The 17,372-nt window shown below is 58.2% G+C and carries 18 protein-coding genes; 13 read left to right on the top strand and 5 right to left on the bottom strand.

The genetic code is table 11. The features are described 5' to 3' along the window. The first annotated feature begins 264 nt into the window (after window positions 1-264). On the top strand, window positions 265-1,263 hold the full coding sequence (locus tag SA339_04880; GenBank protein MDW5562542.1) for an MtaA/CmuA family methyltransferase: 999 nt from the start codon (window positions 265-267) through the stop codon (window positions 1,261-1,263). A 66-nt stretch (window positions 1,264-1,329) separates the two neighbouring features. Here SA339_04880 and SA339_04885 read toward each other — a convergent pair whose 3' ends face one another. Further along, the gene (locus SA339_04885) at window positions 1,330-2,397 is read right to left on the bottom strand and encodes a uroporphyrinogen decarboxylase family protein (GenBank protein ID MDW5562543.1); all 1,068 of its coding nucleotides are present in this window, start codon (window positions 2,395-2,397) and stop codon (window positions 1,330-1,332) included. A 106-nt stretch (window positions 2,398-2,503) separates the two neighbouring features. Between SA339_04885 and SA339_04890 the strand changes: the two genes are divergently transcribed. Together SA339_04890 and SA339_04895 are read left to right on the top strand one after the other, a co-directional pair. Next, window positions 2,504-4,144: a methylamine methyltransferase corrinoid protein reductive activase gene (locus SA339_04890; protein ID MDW5562544.1), complete on the top strand. Its 1,641-nt coding sequence runs from the start codon at window positions 2,504-2,506 to the stop codon at window positions 4,142-4,144. A gap of 167 nt (window positions 4,145-4,311) precedes the next feature. After that, window positions 4,312-4,785 (top strand): Lrp/AsnC family transcriptional regulator, encoded by a 474-nt coding sequence (locus SA339_04895; GenBank protein ID MDW5562545.1) that lies wholly within the window; start codon window positions 4,312-4,314, stop codon window positions 4,783-4,785. On the opposite strand, the gene SA339_04900 is transcribed toward SA339_04895, so the two are convergent. Then, window positions 4,786-5,616, bottom strand: a complete 831-nt coding sequence (locus SA339_04900; protein ID MDW5562546.1) for a hypothetical protein — start codon at window positions 5,614-5,616, stop codon at window positions 4,786-4,788. A 101-nt stretch (window positions 5,617-5,717) separates the two neighbouring features. On the opposite strand from SA339_04900, the gene SA339_04905 reads away from it, so the two are divergent. From SA339_04905 to SA339_04935, 7 genes are all read left to right on the top strand, one after another. After that, entirely contained in the window at window positions 5,718-6,920 is a 1,203-nt protein-coding gene (locus SA339_04905) for a YcaO-related McrA-glycine thioamidation protein (GenBank protein MDW5562547.1), read from the top strand. A 14-nt stretch (window positions 6,921-6,934) separates the two neighbouring features. After that, window positions 6,935-7,561, top strand: coding sequence for a TfuA-related McrA-glycine thioamidation protein (locus SA339_04910; protein ID MDW5562548.1), 627 nt, complete (start codon window positions 6,935-6,937; stop codon window positions 7,559-7,561). A 248-nt stretch (window positions 7,562-7,809) separates the two neighbouring features. Further along, the gene (mcrB, locus tag SA339_04915) at window positions 7,810-9,129 is read left to right on the top strand and encodes a coenzyme-B sulfoethylthiotransferase subunit beta (GenBank protein MDW5562549.1); all 1,320 of its coding nucleotides are present in this window, start codon (window positions 7,810-7,812) and stop codon (window positions 9,127-9,129) included. A gap of 18 nt (window positions 9,130-9,147) precedes the next feature. After that, window positions 9,148-9,570 carry a methyl-coenzyme M reductase operon protein D gene (mcrD, locus tag SA339_04920; GenBank protein ID MDW5562550.1) on the top strand — a complete coding sequence of 141 codons (423 nt, stop codon included), beginning with the start codon at window positions 9,148-9,150 and terminating at the stop codon, window positions 9,568-9,570. 5 nt (window positions 9,571-9,575) lie between these two features. After that, on the top strand, window positions 9,576-10,349 hold the full coding sequence (gene mcrG, locus SA339_04925; GenBank protein ID MDW5562551.1) for a coenzyme-B sulfoethylthiotransferase subunit gamma: 774 nt from the start codon (window positions 9,576-9,578) through the stop codon (window positions 10,347-10,349). Between the two features lie 4 nt (window positions 10,350-10,353). Further along, complete coding sequence (mcrA, locus tag SA339_04930; protein MDW5562552.1) at window positions 10,354-12,018, top strand: coenzyme-B sulfoethylthiotransferase subunit alpha; 1,665 nt, start codon at window positions 10,354-10,356, stop codon at window positions 12,016-12,018. Between the two features lie 5 nt (window positions 12,019-12,023). Then, on the top strand, window positions 12,024-12,302 hold the full coding sequence (locus SA339_04935) for a DUF2098 domain-containing protein (GenBank protein ID MDW5562553.1): 279 nt from the start codon (window positions 12,024-12,026) through the stop codon (window positions 12,300-12,302). A 251-nt stretch (window positions 12,303-12,553) separates the two neighbouring features. On the opposite strand, the gene SA339_04940 is transcribed toward SA339_04935, so the two are convergent. Beyond that, window positions 12,554-13,102, bottom strand: a complete 549-nt coding sequence (locus SA339_04940) for a hypothetical protein (GenBank protein MDW5562554.1) — start codon at window positions 13,100-13,102, stop codon at window positions 12,554-12,556. Window positions 13,103-13,239: 137 nt separating this feature from the next. Between SA339_04940 and SA339_04945 the strand changes: the two genes are divergently transcribed. Then, a complete protein-coding gene (locus tag SA339_04945) occupies window positions 13,240-13,533 on the top strand; it encodes a carboxymuconolactone decarboxylase family protein (protein MDW5562555.1) in 294 nt (97 codons plus the stop codon). A 7-nt stretch (window positions 13,534-13,540) separates the two neighbouring features. On the opposite strand, the gene SA339_04950 is transcribed toward SA339_04945, so the two are convergent. After that, complete coding sequence (locus tag SA339_04950; protein MDW5562556.1) at window positions 13,541-13,879, bottom strand: hypothetical protein; 339 nt, start codon at window positions 13,877-13,879, stop codon at window positions 13,541-13,543. 55 nt (window positions 13,880-13,934) lie between these two features. Further along, window positions 13,935-14,912, bottom strand: coding sequence for a DUF2111 domain-containing protein (locus tag SA339_04955; protein MDW5562557.1), 978 nt, complete (start codon window positions 14,910-14,912; stop codon window positions 13,935-13,937). A 235-nt stretch (window positions 14,913-15,147) separates the two neighbouring features. On the opposite strand from SA339_04955, the gene atwA reads away from it, so the two are divergent. Next, window positions 15,148-16,773 carry a methyl coenzyme M reductase system, component A2 gene (gene atwA, locus SA339_04960; protein ID MDW5562558.1) on the top strand — a complete coding sequence of 542 codons (1,626 nt, stop codon included), beginning with the start codon at window positions 15,148-15,150 and terminating at the stop codon, window positions 16,771-16,773. Beyond that, on the top strand, window positions 16,770-17,372 hold the full coding sequence (gene mcrC, locus SA339_04965) for a methyl-coenzyme M reductase I operon protein C (protein MDW5562559.1): 603 nt from the start codon (window positions 16,770-16,772) through the stop codon (window positions 17,370-17,372). Before atwA ends, mcrC begins: the two co-directional genes overlap by 4 nt.

Consider the following 17,372-nt stretch of genomic DNA (forward strand, 5'->3'; position numbering starts at 1 on the left):
GATCACACCCTCATGGGCTAACGCAACATTGTACCGGAGACGCTTGACGCCGCGGTCGGGTCCGCCTCCGCGGGCGAGGATGTGGGTCACGGGACTGGTCTCGCAGATCGTTCATCCCATGAAACGTTGTTTCATCTGACCAGGCAGGTAGATGATATGGCCAGTGTTTTCAAGAACAACAATTGTTTATCCAATGTGACGAAAACTAATTATATGGTAAGTCTAATTGCGAACCAAGTTACTGAAATATTAGGAGGATAAATCGTGACACCTAAGGAAAGGTTTCTAGCAGCCCTCTCTCGCAAGCAGCTTGACAGGCCCGCAGTTGGATGCGTTACCCAGTCCGTCACCGTTGACCAGATGGATGCCGTTGGTGTACACTGGCCAGAGGCTCACACTGATGCCAGGATGATGGCCACCCTCGGCGCTGCTGGCGCCAAGGTCTTTGGGTTCGAGAACGCCAGGATCCCCTTCTGCCTGACCGTCGAGGCTGAGGCTCTCGGCGCCACCGTGGACCTGGGCAAGGTCGACAGGACCCCCATGGTCAAGAAGCACCCCTTCGAGTCCGACGCTGACCCTGTGTTCGACAAGGACTTCATGCACAAGGGAAGGGCTAAGACCGTCATCGAGGCCACCAAGATCTTGAAGAAGGAGGTCGGCCACGAGCTGCCCATCGTCGTCGGTACCACTGGCCCTGTGACCATCGCTGGCCACATGATCGGGACCGAGACCCTGCTGCTCATGATGATCACTGAGCCGGAAACCGTCCACAAGTTCTGCAAGGTCGCCGCCGCTATGGAGAAGGAGTACCAGAAGGCTCTAGTGGCCGCTGGTGCTGACGTCATCGCCATGAGCGACCCCTCCGCCTCGACCGACATGATGTCCGCCGAGATGTTCGACGAGTTCGCCAAGCCCTACATCAAGGAGACCTGGATCGGAGCCGAGGGTGCCAAGAAGATCCTGCACATCTGCGGCAACACCACCGTCCTGCTCGACCACATGATCGACACCGGTGCCGATGGTCTGTCCATCGAAGAGAAGGTCAACCCGTTCGAGGCCGTCAAGATCGTCGACAACCGCGCTGCCCTCGTCGGCAACATGGGTGTCGTCCGCCCGCTGCTCCAGGGAACCCCCGAGGAGTGCCGCGAGCACGCTCTGCAGATCAAGGAGGCCGGCTTCAACATCGTCGCCCCTGGTTGCGGACTCGCTGCCCGTGTGCCCAAGGCCAACATCGAGGCCATGGTCAAGGCCATCAAGGGCTGAAAAGGTCCTTGGAACGGTCAGACCGATCCAAACCCCTTCCAGTTATCTCATTTTTTTATATTGCTTTTAAAGGCGCCCATACGTCTCGCAGGCCTGTCTGAGCATGACCATGTTCTCCAAGGGGCTCTTGAACGGGACCTCGCAGCCGGGAGCGATGACCAGGCCAGGTTCTTTTCCGTAGAGATCGATGACCTTCCTGACAGCATCCTCTACCTCTGCCGGGGTGTGCTTGAACAGCAGCTCCTGGTGGTTGATGCCGGACATCAGGGTTACCTTGCCCCGGTACCTGGCGAAGACCTCGGGCAGGTCGACCAGATCGTTGTTGAAGTGGAGGCAGGCCGCCCCCGTCCCCGCCTGCAGGTCCAGATATGGCATCTGTGCGTCGTTGTGGATTATGGACCTAAGGCCGAGGGCACGGTAACGCTGGACCTGCGCCTTCACGAACTTGGTATCAAAGGCCCCGCACATATCTTCCGAGACGAGGGCGCCGGAGGCTCCGCTGTCGTCGATGAACACCTCCTCGATCCCCAGGGCCGACAGCCTCTCGCCGTACAGCTTGAGCGATTCAAGGGCTACGGAGACCATCTTCTCTACCACATCCGGTGTGGAGAGAGCGTCCATCATTATGTTCTCATACCCACGCAGTTCGGTGGCTACGAAGAACGGGGACAGGGTGCTCCCGACGATGGCAATTTCCGTTCCGATTTTGTCTCTCACGATTCGCCCTGCCTTGAGAGGGACAGACCAGAACTCGTCCTCCATTGGGTCAACGACAGCGAGGCGGTCGACATCCGCCAGGTCCTTTACAGCGTAGCTGTCAATTCGGGGGTAGAAGTCCTTCTCCGGGAACCGCCAGGTGCTGCCCATGGCCCGGGCTTCGGTCAGCAGGTCGCCCCACCCCAACATGATGTTGTCGAACCCGAACAGCTCCTGTCCCTTGAGGCACAGGCGGGCGAAGGTCTCGGGGTCATGAAATCCTTCCCTGATCGTCAGTCCGGTGGCATTGAGCACGTGCCTCCCGGCGCTGAAGTGTTGATAGAACACCGGTATACGGTCGGGAACATCACCTAGCATGGCCGCCTGGAACCTCTCCTTCGAGTTCATCGAGGAGAGATGGCCTGAACGATAGTTCATGATTTCGTACCTGATATCCGCTCCGGGTGTGTGCTCGGAGGGCTCGTCCCATTTTCGTGAGATTCTTTTTATATTCCCATACCGCTCCATCCAGCAGGGAATTTCTATGGGATTTGGAATTGCTCTAGATGTTGGTACTAGTGGATACCGGACGCATCTCGTCGACCTCTCCAAGAACGGCAAGATAATTTCCACGGCGATCACCATGCGCCATCCGCTCCCGGGCGCCAATATCATGGACCACTTGCACTTCTGGCTTGAGAACGGCGCGAACGTCGGTCACAAGATCGTGATGGATACGGTCGGTCGTCTCATCGAGGTGCATGGGGTGGACCCAAAGACGATCGACCGGATCGCCGTATGCGGCAACCCTGCCCAGGTCTCAATGTTCGAAGGCATCGAGATCAGGGATCTGGCATATGCCGGCCAGTCCCTTCTGAAACGCCTCAATGTCAAGGTCCCTGACCGGCGAGCGAAGGTCATCACCGCCGGCGATATCGGTCTTACCGCGGTGAGATCGGAGACTGCGGTGGTTATTCCTCCGTCGATCCGTCATGAGATTGGCGCCGATGCTCTAGCCATGATCATCAAGTCCAACATGTTGGATGAGAAGGACACCTGCATGGTCACCGACTACGGGACCAATGCGGAGATGGGGCTGTACCACGATGGTGAACTATACACCGGCTCGGCCGCGGCCGGTCCGGCTATGGAGGGCCAGGCGATCGACTGTGGAATGCTCGCCGCCCCCTTCGCCATCTCAGACTTCAGCTTCGCTGAGGACGGGATGTGGAACAACGTGGTGCTCAACGAGCACCTGAAGCCCGTGGTGGGCACCAAGATGAATCCCTCCACCGGGGACGTCCGGCCAGTCAGTGACATCAGGGCCCGGGGGATCACCGGCACGGGGGTCGTCGCCGCGGTCGCCCTTGGCCTGGAGTCCGGACTCATTAAGCCGCCATTCATTTGCACGCCGGACAAGCAGCTTCACTTCCAAGATGGGATTGCCTTCGGAGAGCATGATCTCGGCGAGGCCGGTAAGGCCATGGGCGCCATCCGGGCCGGGCACCGTACACTCATAGAAGAAGTCGGGATCGACGACGCGGATGTCAAGGCCATGTATCTGGCCGGAGCTTCAGGCACTTACGTGGACCCGATTAAAGCCCAGACGGTAGGAATGGTACCGCGCGTCGTGGAACGGACCGTGCAGGCGGGCAATACTTCCCTGATGATGGCCTATGATCTACTGGTCAAGGACGAAGCGGTGGACGAGATGCAGAAGGTGGCCGATTCCATAGCCTCCAAGCACATCATGTTCGCCACCAGCAAGATCTTCGAGGACATGTATGTCAATGAGATCGCCTACTGGGGGGAGGGCATGCCCTTCGACCTGTACAACGAATCGCTGCGCGCGGCCGGTCTCCGGCCGTTGCCGCCGATCGTCCGCCCGAAGACCACCCGGCGCATCGTCTCCTCGGACATTCCGATCATCGGGGACAAGGGCCTCAAGATACTGGACAACGTCGGCGTGTACCTCATGGGGGGTTTCGAAGGCTGCATCGGTTGCCGGAAGTGCGCCAAGGAGTGCCCGGAGAGGGCGCTGGAAGTGCTTGATGGCGGGCAATATGGCTACACCATAAAGATCGCTACCGAGTTCTGCCTGGGCACAGCGTGCAAGAACTGTGAGTCGGTCTGTCCCCAACATGTTTATCGGTTCAGCGACCTGAAGGTCACCGAACGCAGCTGATCGGGCGACCATTGAGTCCTGATAACTACTTTCCCTCCCTTCCGGGGGGGCAACACCTTTTATTTCTTTTCGACAACGATTAATACATATTATGCCATTATGTGAAACGAACTCCACAATCTATCCTCTTCTAGGATTGGTTTTGGAACAATGTTGCAGGGGAAGGCATGGACGAAACCGACCTGAAGATATTGAGGATGCTGCGGGATAATTCTAGGGAGAGCTTAGGCAAGATATCCGAGGTTTTAGGCATATCAAAGGCTACGGTTTCCCGCCGTCTGTCTCGGATGGAGCAGGAGGGCTATATCACCCAATACACCGTGGTCACGAACCCCAGCCGAATGGGCTTGATGAAAGGGATCATCGCGTTGGAGATCATGGGCACGGCGGTCAACGCGGTCATCGATCAGTTGCGTGGATACAGGGAGATCGAGTCGGTCATGAGGGTGTTCGGTGACCACGGGCTCGTCTGCATGGTCTATACCAAGAGCGTAGATTCCCTCTACGAGCTCATACAGAATGAGATTCTCAAGATCCCTAACGTCCATAACGTGGAAGTCGACATCGTGATCGACCGCATGGTCATCAACCCCAATGCCGAGTTGGAAGCTCCGATCCTCTCGGCTCAAGGGGCCAAGTGATCATTCAATGAGACAGACCCATCGATCGTAGAAGCGGTCATTCTCGTTCTCGAACACCCGGACCTTCTTCTGCTCTCCCAGAGCCCACATCTTCACAAGATCGGCCTCTTTCTGGCTCTCCACAGTGACCATGGTCTCGGCGGAGAGGTCCATCAGCTCATGAAGGATGGCGCTCCAGATCAGCGAGGTGAAGTCATTGATGGTGCCGGCCATGAGAGCAAGACCAAGCTCGGCGGGGCGTACATAATGCCCGGCTAGGGTGGCGTCGATGAGCATGGTTTCCTCGGGGAGCAGCCGTCCCTTGGAGAGGCCGAGGGATAGTAGAGTCGGGTCGTTGTCATAGGCCAGTGGGTTCAATCCCATCTCCCTCAGGACTGCCGCCCCCATGCCCGACCCGCACCCGCAGTCCAGGCAGGTCTCTCCCTTCCGGTCCCCCCACACGTCGGCAATAAGCATTTTCACCAGTCTCGCCCGCTCTGGGGAGAAGTCCTCCATGGCCGGGGCATTATTCCTCATAAGGTCTAGGGAGTAATACTCCCTGGTCGCCCTCATCCATTCTTCCTGGGTCGTCCTTACGATCTCCCCATCCAGCTGCTCGAACTTCTCTACCGCTTCCAGGCTGGGGCCTCTGAGGATGAAGTTAGTGCCTCTCCATCCCTTGTCCGTGAGGAGGGCGAGGCAGAGGGGCCAGTCCTGCTCATCGACCAACAGCCTGGCCTCCGACGCCTCATCGCCGAGGAGCATCACGGTGAAGGACTCATCCGGGAGCAGGTTGAACGCGGGCTCGTTGAACGCTAGTTCAGGGAGATCCATGATCTTTTCGACCTTCATGGGTGGACCGGCAGTAGACAGGACACCCGCGTATATTATCTTGGTGCCAGGTCCGAGGATGCTTCGAGAAGTTTATAATCGGGGGAGGGCATGGCGACAGCATGTTGTTGGGACCCCGACCCAAGCGGTCGACCTCGGACGGGGAGAGAGCGGTGGACCCCATGGAGACCCTGGAAAGGGTCGAACCCCTGATGAAGAAGGCGGGGATCACCAGGCTTGCGGACATTACCGATCTGGACCGCATAGGCATCCCGGTGTTCTCGGCCATCCGCCCTTCGGCGGAGAGCGGGGCGATATCGGTCTACAACGGAAAGGGTCTGACCAAGGAGGAGGCCAAGGTATCGGCGCTGATGGAAGGTTTCGAACGTTACAGCGCCGAGGTCCGGGGATTCAATATCGTGCGCAAGGGTGTGGAGGAGTTCATGGAGTCCCATAATGCCGTCGACCCCATGGAGCTGATACTGACCCCCGCCTCAGCCTTTCATCTGCTGAAACAGCCGGTGGGGTGGGTCAAGGGCTACGACCTGAATGGCATGGAGGAGATATGGGTACCGGCAAGTGCGGTCTTCCACCCCTACGTCTCGCGGTTGGACCTTGCGCTGTTCCGCACCTCCACCAATGGCCTCGCCTCCGGCAACAACCTCGAAGAGGCGGTGCTGCACGGCCTATGCGAAGTCATTGAGCGTGACGCATGGTCCCTAGTCGAAGGACGCCGCAAGATCCAGGGCGACATCGTGCTTCCCGAGGACGGTCCGGTCAAGAGGTTGATGAACATGTTTACGTCCAAGGGGGTGGAGGTCCACCTGAAGAACCTCACCTCGGACATCGGGGTGCCTACCATCGCCGCAGCGGCCGACGACGTGGTCATGCAAGACCCCGCGCTCCTTACTTTGGGCATCGGGACCCATCTGAACCCTGAGGTCGCGGCGATCAAGGCCCTCCTCGAGGTGGCCCAAAGTCGGCTTACCCAGATCCACGGGGCGAGGGAGGACACGGTGCAAGGGGAGCATTCCCGCAAGCTCGGCTATGAGCGGATGAAGCGCATCAACAAGATGTGGTTGACCGAGGGCGGCCCCGGGGTCGAGCTTTCCGACCTGCCTTGCATGGACACCGACGATATCTTCGACGACCTTCAGGTCGTCCGCTCCCAGCTCAACTCCCGGGGGCTCAAGAGCACCGTGGTAGTGGACCTCACCCGTAAGGACCTCGGCATCCCGGTGGTCCGGGTCATCGTTCCCGGGCTGGAGGTTTTCGCCATCGACGAGGACCGGGTGGGACCAAGGATGATGGGAGGTATGGTCTGAGGCCAGTCATCTATCTGGGGCCCAGCCTGGAGCTGGAGAGGGCGAGAGAGATCCTGGACGCCGATTATCGACCGCCGGTGAAGCGGGGTGATCTGATGGCCCTGCCTCCCGAGGTCGACACTGTGGGGATAATCGATGGCGTCCTTCTTACCGACGCTGCGGTCGGTCACCGGGAGATACTTTCCCTGTTGGATCGCGGCGTTAAGGTCTACGGAGCAAGCAGCATGGGCGCCTTGAGGGCGGCCGAGCTCTCCGACCTCGGGATGATCGGTATCGGGAGAATATTCGCGGAGTACGCATCCGGTAGGATCAACGGCGATGATGAGGTGGTGCTCGCCTACGATCCGTTCTCTCAACGGGCGTTGTCCGAACCGCTCATAAACCTCCGACTCAACCTCGAGGCCGCCGCTGAGTGTGGGATCATAAGCACCGATTCCGTTGAGAGCCTCATCGCGTCGCTCAAGCATACATACTACCCGAAAAGAACGTATGATTATCTTTATCAAATCTCTAAAATAGAAATGAAAAATGAGGAGTTAGAAGCCCTCGTGAAATTTCTAAAAAACGAAGGAATGGACTACAAGCAAAATGATGCGATTTTGCTACTTAGGGCCGTTAAGGATGGATGCGATTTTTTTTGAAAAATTAACCGGTGTTAACAAAATCCGAGACGTTCTGGCACATACCCAAAAATCACGATTGTTTACGGTGGTTGGTGTATCCAACCAGCACCATGTTTATATGTCTCTCTTTGCTTATGGGGCATGACATAGGGGATTCGATTTTCATCGTTAGGGGCTCACTCGGACGATGAGGATCATTCAATTTTCTTAGCCCGGTCGGGGGGACTCTGCCGGGTGAGGGACAACAATTGAATGGAGGTAGAAATTTGGCGAAATACAAGGACAAGATAGACTTGTATGACGACAGGGGTAAGCTTATCGAGAAGGATGTACCCCTTGAGGCGATCAGCCCTCTGAACAACGACGCTGTGAAGCGGATTGCATCCTTGGCCAAGAGAACCATCGCCGTGGACATGCCTGGACTTGAGAAGAGCCTCAAGACCGGACGCGTCGGCGGTGGATATATCAAGGGCAAGGAGATCGACGCTGCGGTCGTTGCGAACGGCGAAAAGCTCGCGAAGAGGGTCAAGGACATCCTGAAGGTCGACAAGGACGATGACACCGAGGTCAAGGTCATCATGGACGGGAAGAGGATGATTATCCAGGTCCCGACCAACCGTGTCGACGCTGGTGTCGAGTACACCACCGGCTTCACTTCGGCTGCTGCCGCCCTTACCCAGGCCGTCATCGACGAGTTCAACGTGGACATGTTCCACGCGAACATGGTAAAGGGAGCTGTATGGGGCAGATATCCCCAGACCCTGAACTTCCTGGGCTCCAACCTGAAGTCCATCCTGGAGGTTCCGCAGAACAACGAGGGTGCCGGTTACGCCCTTAGGAACATCATGGCCAACCACCTTGTCGCTCTGTCCGGCAAGAACTCGATGAACGCTGCCGCTCTGGCTTCGATCTTCGAGCAGACTGCGATGTTCGAGCTTGGTGACGCCATTGGACCTTTTGAGAGGTACCACCTGCTCGGTCTGGCCTACCAGGGCCTGAATGCGAACAACATGACCGTTGACCTCGTCAAGGAGAACGGCAAGACCGGTACCGTCGGGACCGTTGTTGAGTCCGTCGTCGGCCGCGCCCTCGAAGACAAGGTCATCAAGGTCAAGGAGAAGCTGCCCTCTGGATACAAGGTGTACACCACCAACGACTTCCCGCTGTGGAACGCCTACGCGGCCAGCGGTATGCTCGCTGCTTGCATGGTTAACATCGGTGCTGCCAGAGCGTCCCAGGCTGTTCCTGCGACCATCCTGTACTTCAACGACCTGCTCGAGCACGAGACCGGTCTGCCTGGTGTCGACTTCGGTCGGGCCATGGGTGTGTCCGTCGGTATGTCCTTCTTCAGCCACTCCATCTATGGTGGTGGCGGACCTGGTCTGTTCCACGGTAACCACGTCGTGACCAAGCACTCCAAGGGATTCGTTATCCCGTGCATCGCCGCTTCCTGCTCCCTTGATGCGGGTACCCAGTACTTCTCGCCTGAGAGCACCTCTTCCCTGGTTAGGGATGTGTTCGGCGACATTCCCGAGTTCAAGGCCCCGTTGAAGGCGATTGGCAAGGAGGCCAAGAAGCTGAAGTAAGCGGTCTGGTGTAGCCTGATGACGATGAATGATGCCCCCGAAGCTGTCCCGTTGCCGGAGATCCTGATATTTCCAAACAGGTTGCTCAAGGCCGAAACGACCGAGAAGCTCCTGAACAGGATCTATACAGTCCCCCATGTGAGGCAGGTCAATATCGCTGGCGAGGGATTGCCAGCGGTTCTGAGTTCTGGCCCCAACAAGGGATTGCCCAACGAGCACCCTGAACGAAGGGTGATTACAGTCAAGGACAAGCAGGTCGAACTACGCCTGCTGGTAGGGAGGGTGTTCGTCGAGATCGACGACATCGACCATGTCCAGCAAGCACTGGAGGAGATCGACAGCATTTGTACTGAACTCCTCCCGTTCGGGTTCAACCTGGAAGTGGGCAGATATTCGAAGTACAGGCCTACCGTGACCGATTACAGGAAATGCAAGAGGTAATCACTATGGCATACCAAGCTCAGTTCTATCCTGGCGACAGCCAGGTCGCCAAGAACAGGCGCCGGTACATGGACCCTTCCCAGAAGCTGAAGAAGCTCAGGGATGTCGCCATGGACGACGTCGTTAGGATCATGGGCCACAGGGCCCCCGGAGAAGACTACAAGAGCATTCACCCCCCACTGGAGGAGGGCAACGAGCCGGATGACCTCATCCGCAAGTTGGTCACCCCCATCGAGGGCGCCAAGAAGGGCGACAGGATCAGATACATCCAGTTCACCGACTCGGTGTACTTCGCCCCCATGGTTCCCTACCTTAGGGCCTGGATGTACATGACCAGGATGCGCGGTTTCGACACCGGTACCCTTTCCGGCAGGCAGATCATCGAAATGAGAGAGAGGGATCTGGAGAAGGCCGCTAAGGAGCTCATCGACAACGAGACCTTCGACCCCGCCAAGACTGGTATCAGGGGCGCCACTGTGCACGGGCACGCTTGCAGGCTGGACGAGAACGGCCTGATGTTCGATGCCTGGCAGAGGTACCGCTGGAACGCCAAGAAGGGCGAGGTTGAGTACGTAAAGGACCAGGTCGCTCTGCCGCTGGACAAGCCCATCTCTGTGGGCAAGCCCCTGCCGGACGCTGACCTCAAGAAGATGACCACCATCTTCAGGGCCGATGGAGTTGACATGAGGGACGACCCCGAGGTCATGGCCATGAACCTGAGGATACACAGGCTGAGGACCCTCTGCGGGTTCCAGGCTTACGCCCTGAAGGGGGAGTAAAACTATGGCTAAGGAAAAGGACAAGTTGTTCCTGGACGCGATGAAGAAGAAGTTCAAGGAGGCCCCCACTGCGGTCAACACCACCTACTACACCTTTGGCGGCTGGAAGCAGTCCAAGAGGAAGAGGGAGTGGGTTGAGCAGGCGAACAAGATCGCCAAGCAGCGTGGCATACCGATGATGAACCAGGACATCGGTGTACCTCTGGGCCAGCGTGTGCTGATGCCGTATCAGCTGTCCCACACCGACATCTATGCCGAGGCTGATGACCTGCACTTCGTCAACAACGCCGCCATGCAGCAGGCGTGGGATGATATCCGCAGGACCGTCATCTCCGGAATGGACACCGCTCACGCGGTTATCGAGAAGAGGCTCGGCAAGGAGGTCACTCCTGAGACCATTAACCACTACCTCGAGACCGTGAACCACGCCATGCCCGGTGGCGCCGTCGTTCAGGAGCACATGGCCGAGTGCAGCCCCGCCCTTACCGCGGACTGCTACGTGAAGGTCTTCTCCGGTGACGACGAGCTGATCAGCCAGATCGACAAGCGGTTCGTCATCGACATCAACAAGGAGTTCCCCAAGGACCAGGCTAAGCAGCTGAAGGACGCCATCGGCAAGTCCCTGTGGCAGAAGGTTGCTTGCCCGACCATCGTCGGCCGCGTTTGCGACGGCGGTACCATGTCCCGGTGGAGCGCCATGCAGATCTCGATGTCTTTCATCAGCAGCTACAGACTGGCTGCCGGTGAGGCCGCCATCGCCGACTTCGCGTTCGCCGCCAAGCACGCGTCCGTCGTCGAGATGGGTACCATGATGCCCGCCAGGCGTGCCAGGGGCCCCAACGAGCCCGGTGGAATTCCCTTCGGGTTCCTTGCTGATATGGTCCAGTCCATGCGTGTCAAGCCGGACGACCCCGCCAGGGCCGCCCTCGAGACCGTTGCGCTGGGCGCTGTCGTCCTCGACCAGATCTACCTCGGTTCCTACATGTCCGGCGGTGTCGGGTTCACCCAGTACGCTACCGCGGCCTACACCGATGACATCCTGGAGGACTACACCTACTGGGCCATCGACCTGGTCAAGTCCAAGTACGGTGGACTGTGCAAGAGCAAGCCCTCCATGGAACTGATGGAGAAGCTCGGCTCTGAGGTCAACACCTACGCCCTCGAGATGTATGAGAGGTACCCCGCCGCGATGGAGGCCCACTTCGGTGGTTCCCAGCGTGCGACCGTTGCCGCTGCCGCCACTGGTATCGCTTGCGCGATGGCCACCGGCAACGCCGACTTCGGTGTCAACGGCTGGTACCTGTCCATGCTCCAGCACAAGGAGAGGCACGGCCGCCTCGGGTTCTACGGGTACGACCTGCAGGACCAGTGCGGTTCCGCCAACTCCCTGTCCTACAGGAGCGACGAGGGTCTGCCCTTCGAGCTGAGGGGTCCGAACTACCCGAACTACGCCATGAATGTCGGTCACCTGTCCGGCTACTCCGGAATTGCGGCTGCCTCTCATGCGGCTCGCGGCGATGCGTTCTGCTGCAGCCCGCTGATCAAGGTCGCCTTCGCCGACAAGAACATGCCGTTCGACTTCGCCAACATCACGAAGGAGTTCGGCCGTGGCGCCATGAGGGAGTTCATGCCCGCTGGCGAAAGGTCCGTCATCATCCCCGCTCAGTGAGCAACATGATCGTAGGTGACATCGTCAAGTACAGAAACACCGGGACGGTAGGCAAGATAGAGGACATCATGGAAGAGGGCAAGGTAACCTGGGTCCTCCTGGATACCTCGCACCTCTACTACGATGCGACCACCCTTGACCCCGCCTTACCGGATGAGTACCGCGGTGCCGCCGATCATGAAAAAGGCCAGAGGGAGCAGTTGGAAGACATCGAACGTCTCCGCCAAGAGATGGCGGAGATGGCAGAGAAGGTCTCCAGGATAACTCCCTCCGGCGCGGGATAAGGACCTTCGGGCGAATCCAAACCCCTTCCCTTCACCTTTTTACATTCCTTTCTTGGGCGAAGCCATCGCTCCCAATCTTAACGATAAAGGGCGAGAGCACGGCTGTCAATGTATTGAAAGATGGTCGTAGGTCTGCTTATCGATCGCAAACCAGGCACGGGCAGCATGCCCCTTCGACCTAGCTGGAGAACAGCTTCAGCCGGACCCCTGAACAGGGGCCGGCTGGTTCAAGTCTTCACGTCGGGAAGGTGTCAGCTGATGTCCTTGTCGCTGTCGAACCCGATCAGGATGGAGGCTAGCTTGGCATCGTCCTGATAGCCGTGCATCTCCCGCAGCATCATGTCGGCCGGGGCGGAAGGGGAGCAAGAAACGACGTTCGTGAAACCGAGCTCCTCGACCTCCGGGAACGAGACCGGGGGCATGACAAAGAACTCCTTATTGCCCCCTCTCCTCTCCGGATAGATGACAAACTCCTCGGAGAGCCAGATGTATTCCTCTTTCACGTTCTCGAGAAACTTCTTCTTGAATGGGGGCAGGATCTCCTCTCCCAGGACAACGCCAGTATTTGTGAGCAGCATGACCGTCGGTTCCGGTGGGGGCCGGAAACTGGCCTTCTTGATTATGCAGACCACGTGCTTGCGCTTGAGGCACTCCTCGACCCCCTTATTGATGACGGGAATCCCCAGAGCGGCCTTGATGTCCTTCTCGATGTCCCAGATCTTGCCTCGACAATCATCGTTAAGGACGAAGGCATGGACGGTGCCCCTCATCCCCTGTAAAAGTCCTAGAACATCGTTCATGCTCGCCATACCCGCCGCAATCGATTAAGGACTCATAAATCTATGCCAGGATGTTACTTATCGCTCCTCCGCTCGCAATTGGCGGCCTTTGCTTTGGCAAGGGAAGTATTATTACTCGCCCTGCCGGTCATACTGGCATGTCCCTATCGCTCATTGCCAAGCAGCAGCCCCAGGCGATCAATAAGCTCTACGCCCTGAAGAAAGAGGTCTTCAAGGAAGGGGCCCTCACAGCCAAGGAGAAGGAGCTCATCGCCGTCTCGTTAGCCTTGACCATGAAGTGCGACACCTGCCTGGAGACCCATGCCCAGGCGGCCAAGGAGCTAGGAGCGACCAAGGATGAGCTTAGAGAAGCCATGCTGGTGGCCATGTATCTCGTAGGACCCTCGGCAGTGATCTGGAGCCCGGTTGTCGATCAGATTCTGGAAGGCTAGCCTCGGTTCAGCAGTCGAACTCGAACTTTACCGTCCTCTTGAGCCCCAGGCCGGAAGCGGCCTCAGCGGATTTGATGATCGCCGACGGCACCGGACATGCGGAGTGGGCGAGGACCTTGCCGCACGCCTCATATATGGGGTTGGCGGAGAAGGGCATCTTGAGCGCGTCGAAGGGGCTCATGTCCTCGGCCAACTGGTCAGTGACCTTCTTGACATGGGGACAGTCGGTCTGGATATCGAAACGAACGTTGCCATCGACATACTTGGCGGTGATCTTGGTCTTGAACCTGCAGACGCCGGGATCGACGGTCAAGCAGACCTTGCTGCACTCTTCTTCCGCGCTCATGGTGGGTCAGAGGGAAGGGGCCCAATTAAGGCTTTCCCCGAACATTACACGCTGCTCAACCGATGCTGCGTTCCTTGCGCGCTCGAGCCACCACCTCGAACATGCCACCTTTGGTGATGTCCACGATCCCGAATACCGCGACCGCCTCGTTCTTCCTGACGATGGGCACGACGACCACCGGCACGCCGCGGTAAGGTCCGTAGGGCGAGATCTTACGCACCGAAGCACTGCGCTTCAAAGACTCTTCCAGCACCGGGCCGGTGAAGTTGGTGTCGATGACCTCTCCATCCTCGCACCGTACTCCGTAGTGGTTCCTGCTGCGCATGGTGACCGGGAGCCGACCGACCAGCTCGTGTACGGCCAAGGCCAGACATCTGAGGTCCTCGGCCTCGGCATCGGGGCTGATCAACCCATTGGCCGCCCCGTCCTTCCAGCACGGGCGGGGGGTGTCGCTCAGAGATAGGGCCGCGGTGACCGCACCCTTCTCCGCCATCTCGTAGGAGTTGGCGGTGCCGATGATCACCACGTCATTCTCCTCCAGGGTGAAGGCTGAGCGTATGGGGGCCAGGATGGCCTGATCAGGGTCCTGATGGTCTCCGGGGAACAGGAGCCTGCCGCCGCTGACCACCAGCGTAGTGGCGCCTATGGCGCCCATGCGCACCGCTTCGTCCCGCTGCTCATATCCCGTACCGATGCGGTCGGCCATGCCCTTAACATGCACTGCACAGTCCTGGTTGGAGATAGTCAATCCAGCAATCCGGACCGGAGTGACGGCGATACCGGAGCCGCGAAAGTTCTTGACTCCACGTTCGGTTAACACGGCACCGAGCTTGGTATTTTCAACTGACCCCTCGCGGATCATCTTGTCTAGAATGGTCCGGGTACTGCCTTCCCCTATTCCTAAGATCTGGGCCAGGGTCTTGCGCCCGATCGGACCTTTGCTGTTGATGACCGAGTAAGTCTTCCAAACATGATACAGGGAGAACTTAGGGTCCGGCCCCCCTCCTGAGTATGCCTGGAACTTCAAAACCATGGTTGCATGGATGGTCCATCCATCCTAATATACTTTCGATTTATCATGCTCGGAACGTCGGGCAATGCGATGTCGAGCATAGTGGCTGGTAAGAGTTAACTTCATTGCCAGTATTCTACAGATCGGTAGTGGTAGGATGAGGGCGAAGAATAATAAGGGATTGGTACGCTAGACCGCCTAAATCATATTTAAGAATCAAAGACTTTATAGTGTTAAGAGGGGTTGCTGGTTCAATATGGCGCCGGGATCAGAGGATTTTGTACTCATCAAGAACGTCAGCAAGAAATTCGGTGGCAACTATGTTCTACGGGATGTGAGTGCGACCATAGGTTCCGGGGAGATCTTGGGCCTGATCGGTCGCAGCGGAGCGGGAAAATCCGTCCTTATTAGCATGTTGCGGGGATCCCCGGACTACAAGCCGGACGCTGGCAAGGTCATCTATCGTTTCAATTCCTGTGATGCCTGTGGTTGGACCGAACTTCCCTTTGAGGGTACAAAGTGCGGCAAGTGCGGCAGCGACATGAAGATTAAGGAGGTCGATTTCTGGGCCCTCGAGGACGACGATCCCCTGAAGGTCCAGGTCCGAAGGCGGATCGCCATCATGCTCCAGAGGACCTTCGCCCTTTTCGGGGAAATGACGGTCATCGAGAACGTCTTCGAAGCTCTTGGGGAACAGATGCCGGAGAAACAGAAGGTCGACCGTGCACTGGAGCTACTCAGGCTGGTCAAGCTCGACCATCGGGTAACTCACATCGCCAGAGACCTCTCCGGCGGAGAGAAGCAGAGGTGCGTGCTGGCACGCCAGCTGGCCAAGGACCCTATACTGTTCCTGGCCGACGAGCCCACTGGCACCCTTGATCCCCAGACCGCGGACATCGTACACAAGGTGCTGGTGGAGGCGGTGCGCTCCAATGGGATGGCCATGGTAGTGACCTCGCACTGGCCCAAGGCCATCAACGAGATGGCCGATCGCGCGGTATGGCTAGAGTCCGGAGAGATGATGAAGATCGGGAAGCCGGAGGATGTCACCGCCGAGTTCACCGTCGGCTTCGACCTGCGGACGGAGGACAAGGTAGAGATCGGCCAACCGCTGATCCGGATCGAGAATGCCAAGCGCTATTATTACTCGTACACCCGTGGAGTGGTCAAGGCGGTAGACGACGTTTCCCTGGACGTGGGGGAGAAGGAGATCGTAGGCCTGGTGGGCCTCTCGGGTGCTGGTAAGACCACTTTATCCCGCATGATCGCCGGCATATGCGAGCCTTCCAGCGGGAAGATATCCGTCAGGGTGGGCGATGACTGGGTCAACATGGCGGAGCCGGGCCCGGAGGGAAAGGGACGGGCAACCCAATACATCGGCTTCCTGCACCAGGAATTCTCGCTCTACCCCTTCGATACGATCCTTCAGAACCTTACGGTTTGCATCGGCATGAACCTGCCAGCTGAACTGGCCAAGATGAAGGTCATTCAGGTGCTGCTGGGAGTAGGCTTTACCCGCATGGAGGTGGAGCGGATCCTGTATGCTTACCCCGACAACCTGTCGGTGGGGGAGAAGCAAAGGGTCGCTCTGGCCCAAGTTCTGATCAAGGAGCCCCGGCTCATCATCCTCGACGAGCCCACCGGCACCATGGACCCCATAACCAAGCTCGCCGTCGCCAAGTCGGTATTGCACGCCCGCAAGGAGCTGGGGGAGACATTCCTTATAGTTTCGCACGATATGGACTTCGTCATCAACTGCTGTGATCGAGCGGTCCTCATGAAGGACGGTAAGGTCGTGGTCGCCGGGGAACCGAAGAAGATCGTGGACCACCTAACCGCCAAGGAGGCCGAGATCATGCTTGGGGGCGGTGCGGAAGAGTGAAGGATAGGATCGGAAGGCATCTAAGCTTCGTCGAATGCCGGGAGTCCAGGGGCCTCGGCGTGGGCGGTGGGCTGGCCCAGCGGGCCACAATATCGGAGAGCGGTCGAGACGTCGTGGCTGTAGCCATGGGGCCGGGCAAGAGACACATCACCAAGCCGGTATGCGAGATCACCTACGCCCTCCGAGAGGAAGGGATCGACACCAGCGTCCTGGTCGTCAACGCCGGCTCGGGCGTGCCGAGCGACGCGCCGGATGTGAGTACAGGTTCCATCTTCGGTCTGGACCAGATTGAGGTGGACCGCATCCAGCAATTCAAACTTGCCCTCATTCACCTGGGTAACGTTAGGAATCACATCATCTACAAGGCCAGACTTATCCTGAGGAACGTGGACCTTCCAGCGGTGATCGTGTGCCAGGCTCCGGTGGATTTCGAGGACTTCGCTCGCATCGGGGTGAAGACGAGGCTGGTGATGCCCCGCAAGGAGGACATAGCCTCCAAGGGTTCCATCGTTGACATCGTCACCGGCGTTGTTAGAGGAACCACCTCGCCGCAGCATAAGCTCGACGAGATAGTGTCCAAGGTCCGCCGGAACCTGTGA

Origin of the sequence: Methanomassiliicoccus sp. (assembly GCA_033485155.1) — an archaeon.
GTDB lineage: Archaea > Thermoplasmatota > Thermoplasmata > Methanomassiliicoccales > Methanomassiliicoccaceae > UBA6.

Coding starts and splice junctions, on each gene's coding strand:
- SA339_04885 (MDW5562543.1), bottom strand. CDS start 2,397: ATGAACTATCGTTCAGGCCATCTCTCCTCGATGAACTCGAAGGAGAGG.
- SA339_04890 (MDW5562544.1), top strand. CDS start 2,504: ATGGGATTTGGAATTGCTCTAGATGTTGGTACTAGTGGATACCGGACG.
- SA339_04895 (MDW5562545.1), top strand. CDS start 4,312: ATGGACGAAACCGACCTGAAGATATTGAGGATGCTGCGGGATAATTCT.
- SA339_04900 (MDW5562546.1), bottom strand. CDS start 5,616: ATGAAGGTCGAAAAGATCATGGATCTCCCTGAACTAGCGTTCAACGAG.
- SA339_04905 (MDW5562547.1), top strand. CDS start 5,718: ATGTTGTTGGGACCCCGACCCAAGCGGTCGACCTCGGACGGGGAGAGA.
- mcrD (MDW5562550.1), top strand. CDS start 9,148: ATGACGATGAATGATGCCCCCGAAGCTGTCCCGTTGCCGGAGATCCTG.
- mcrG (MDW5562551.1), top strand. CDS start 9,576: ATGGCATACCAAGCTCAGTTCTATCCTGGCGACAGCCAGGTCGCCAAG.
- mcrA (MDW5562552.1), top strand. CDS start 10,354: ATGGCTAAGGAAAAGGACAAGTTGTTCCTGGACGCGATGAAGAAGAAG.
- SA339_04935 (MDW5562553.1), top strand. CDS start 12,024: ATGATCGTAGGTGACATCGTCAAGTACAGAAACACCGGGACGGTAGGC.
- SA339_04940 (MDW5562554.1), bottom strand. CDS start 13,102: ATGAACGATGTTCTAGGACTTTTACAGGGGATGAGGGGCACCGTCCAT.
- SA339_04945 (MDW5562555.1), top strand. CDS start 13,240: ATGTCCCTATCGCTCATTGCCAAGCAGCAGCCCCAGGCGATCAATAAG.
- SA339_04950 (MDW5562556.1), bottom strand. CDS start 13,879: ATGAGCGCGGAAGAAGAGTGCAGCAAGGTCTGCTTGACCGTCGATCCC.
- SA339_04955 (MDW5562557.1), bottom strand. CDS start 14,912: ATGGTTTTGAAGTTCCAGGCATACTCAGGAGGGGGGCCGGACCCTAAG.
- atwA (MDW5562558.1), top strand. CDS start 15,148: ATGGCGCCGGGATCAGAGGATTTTGTACTCATCAAGAACGTCAGCAAG.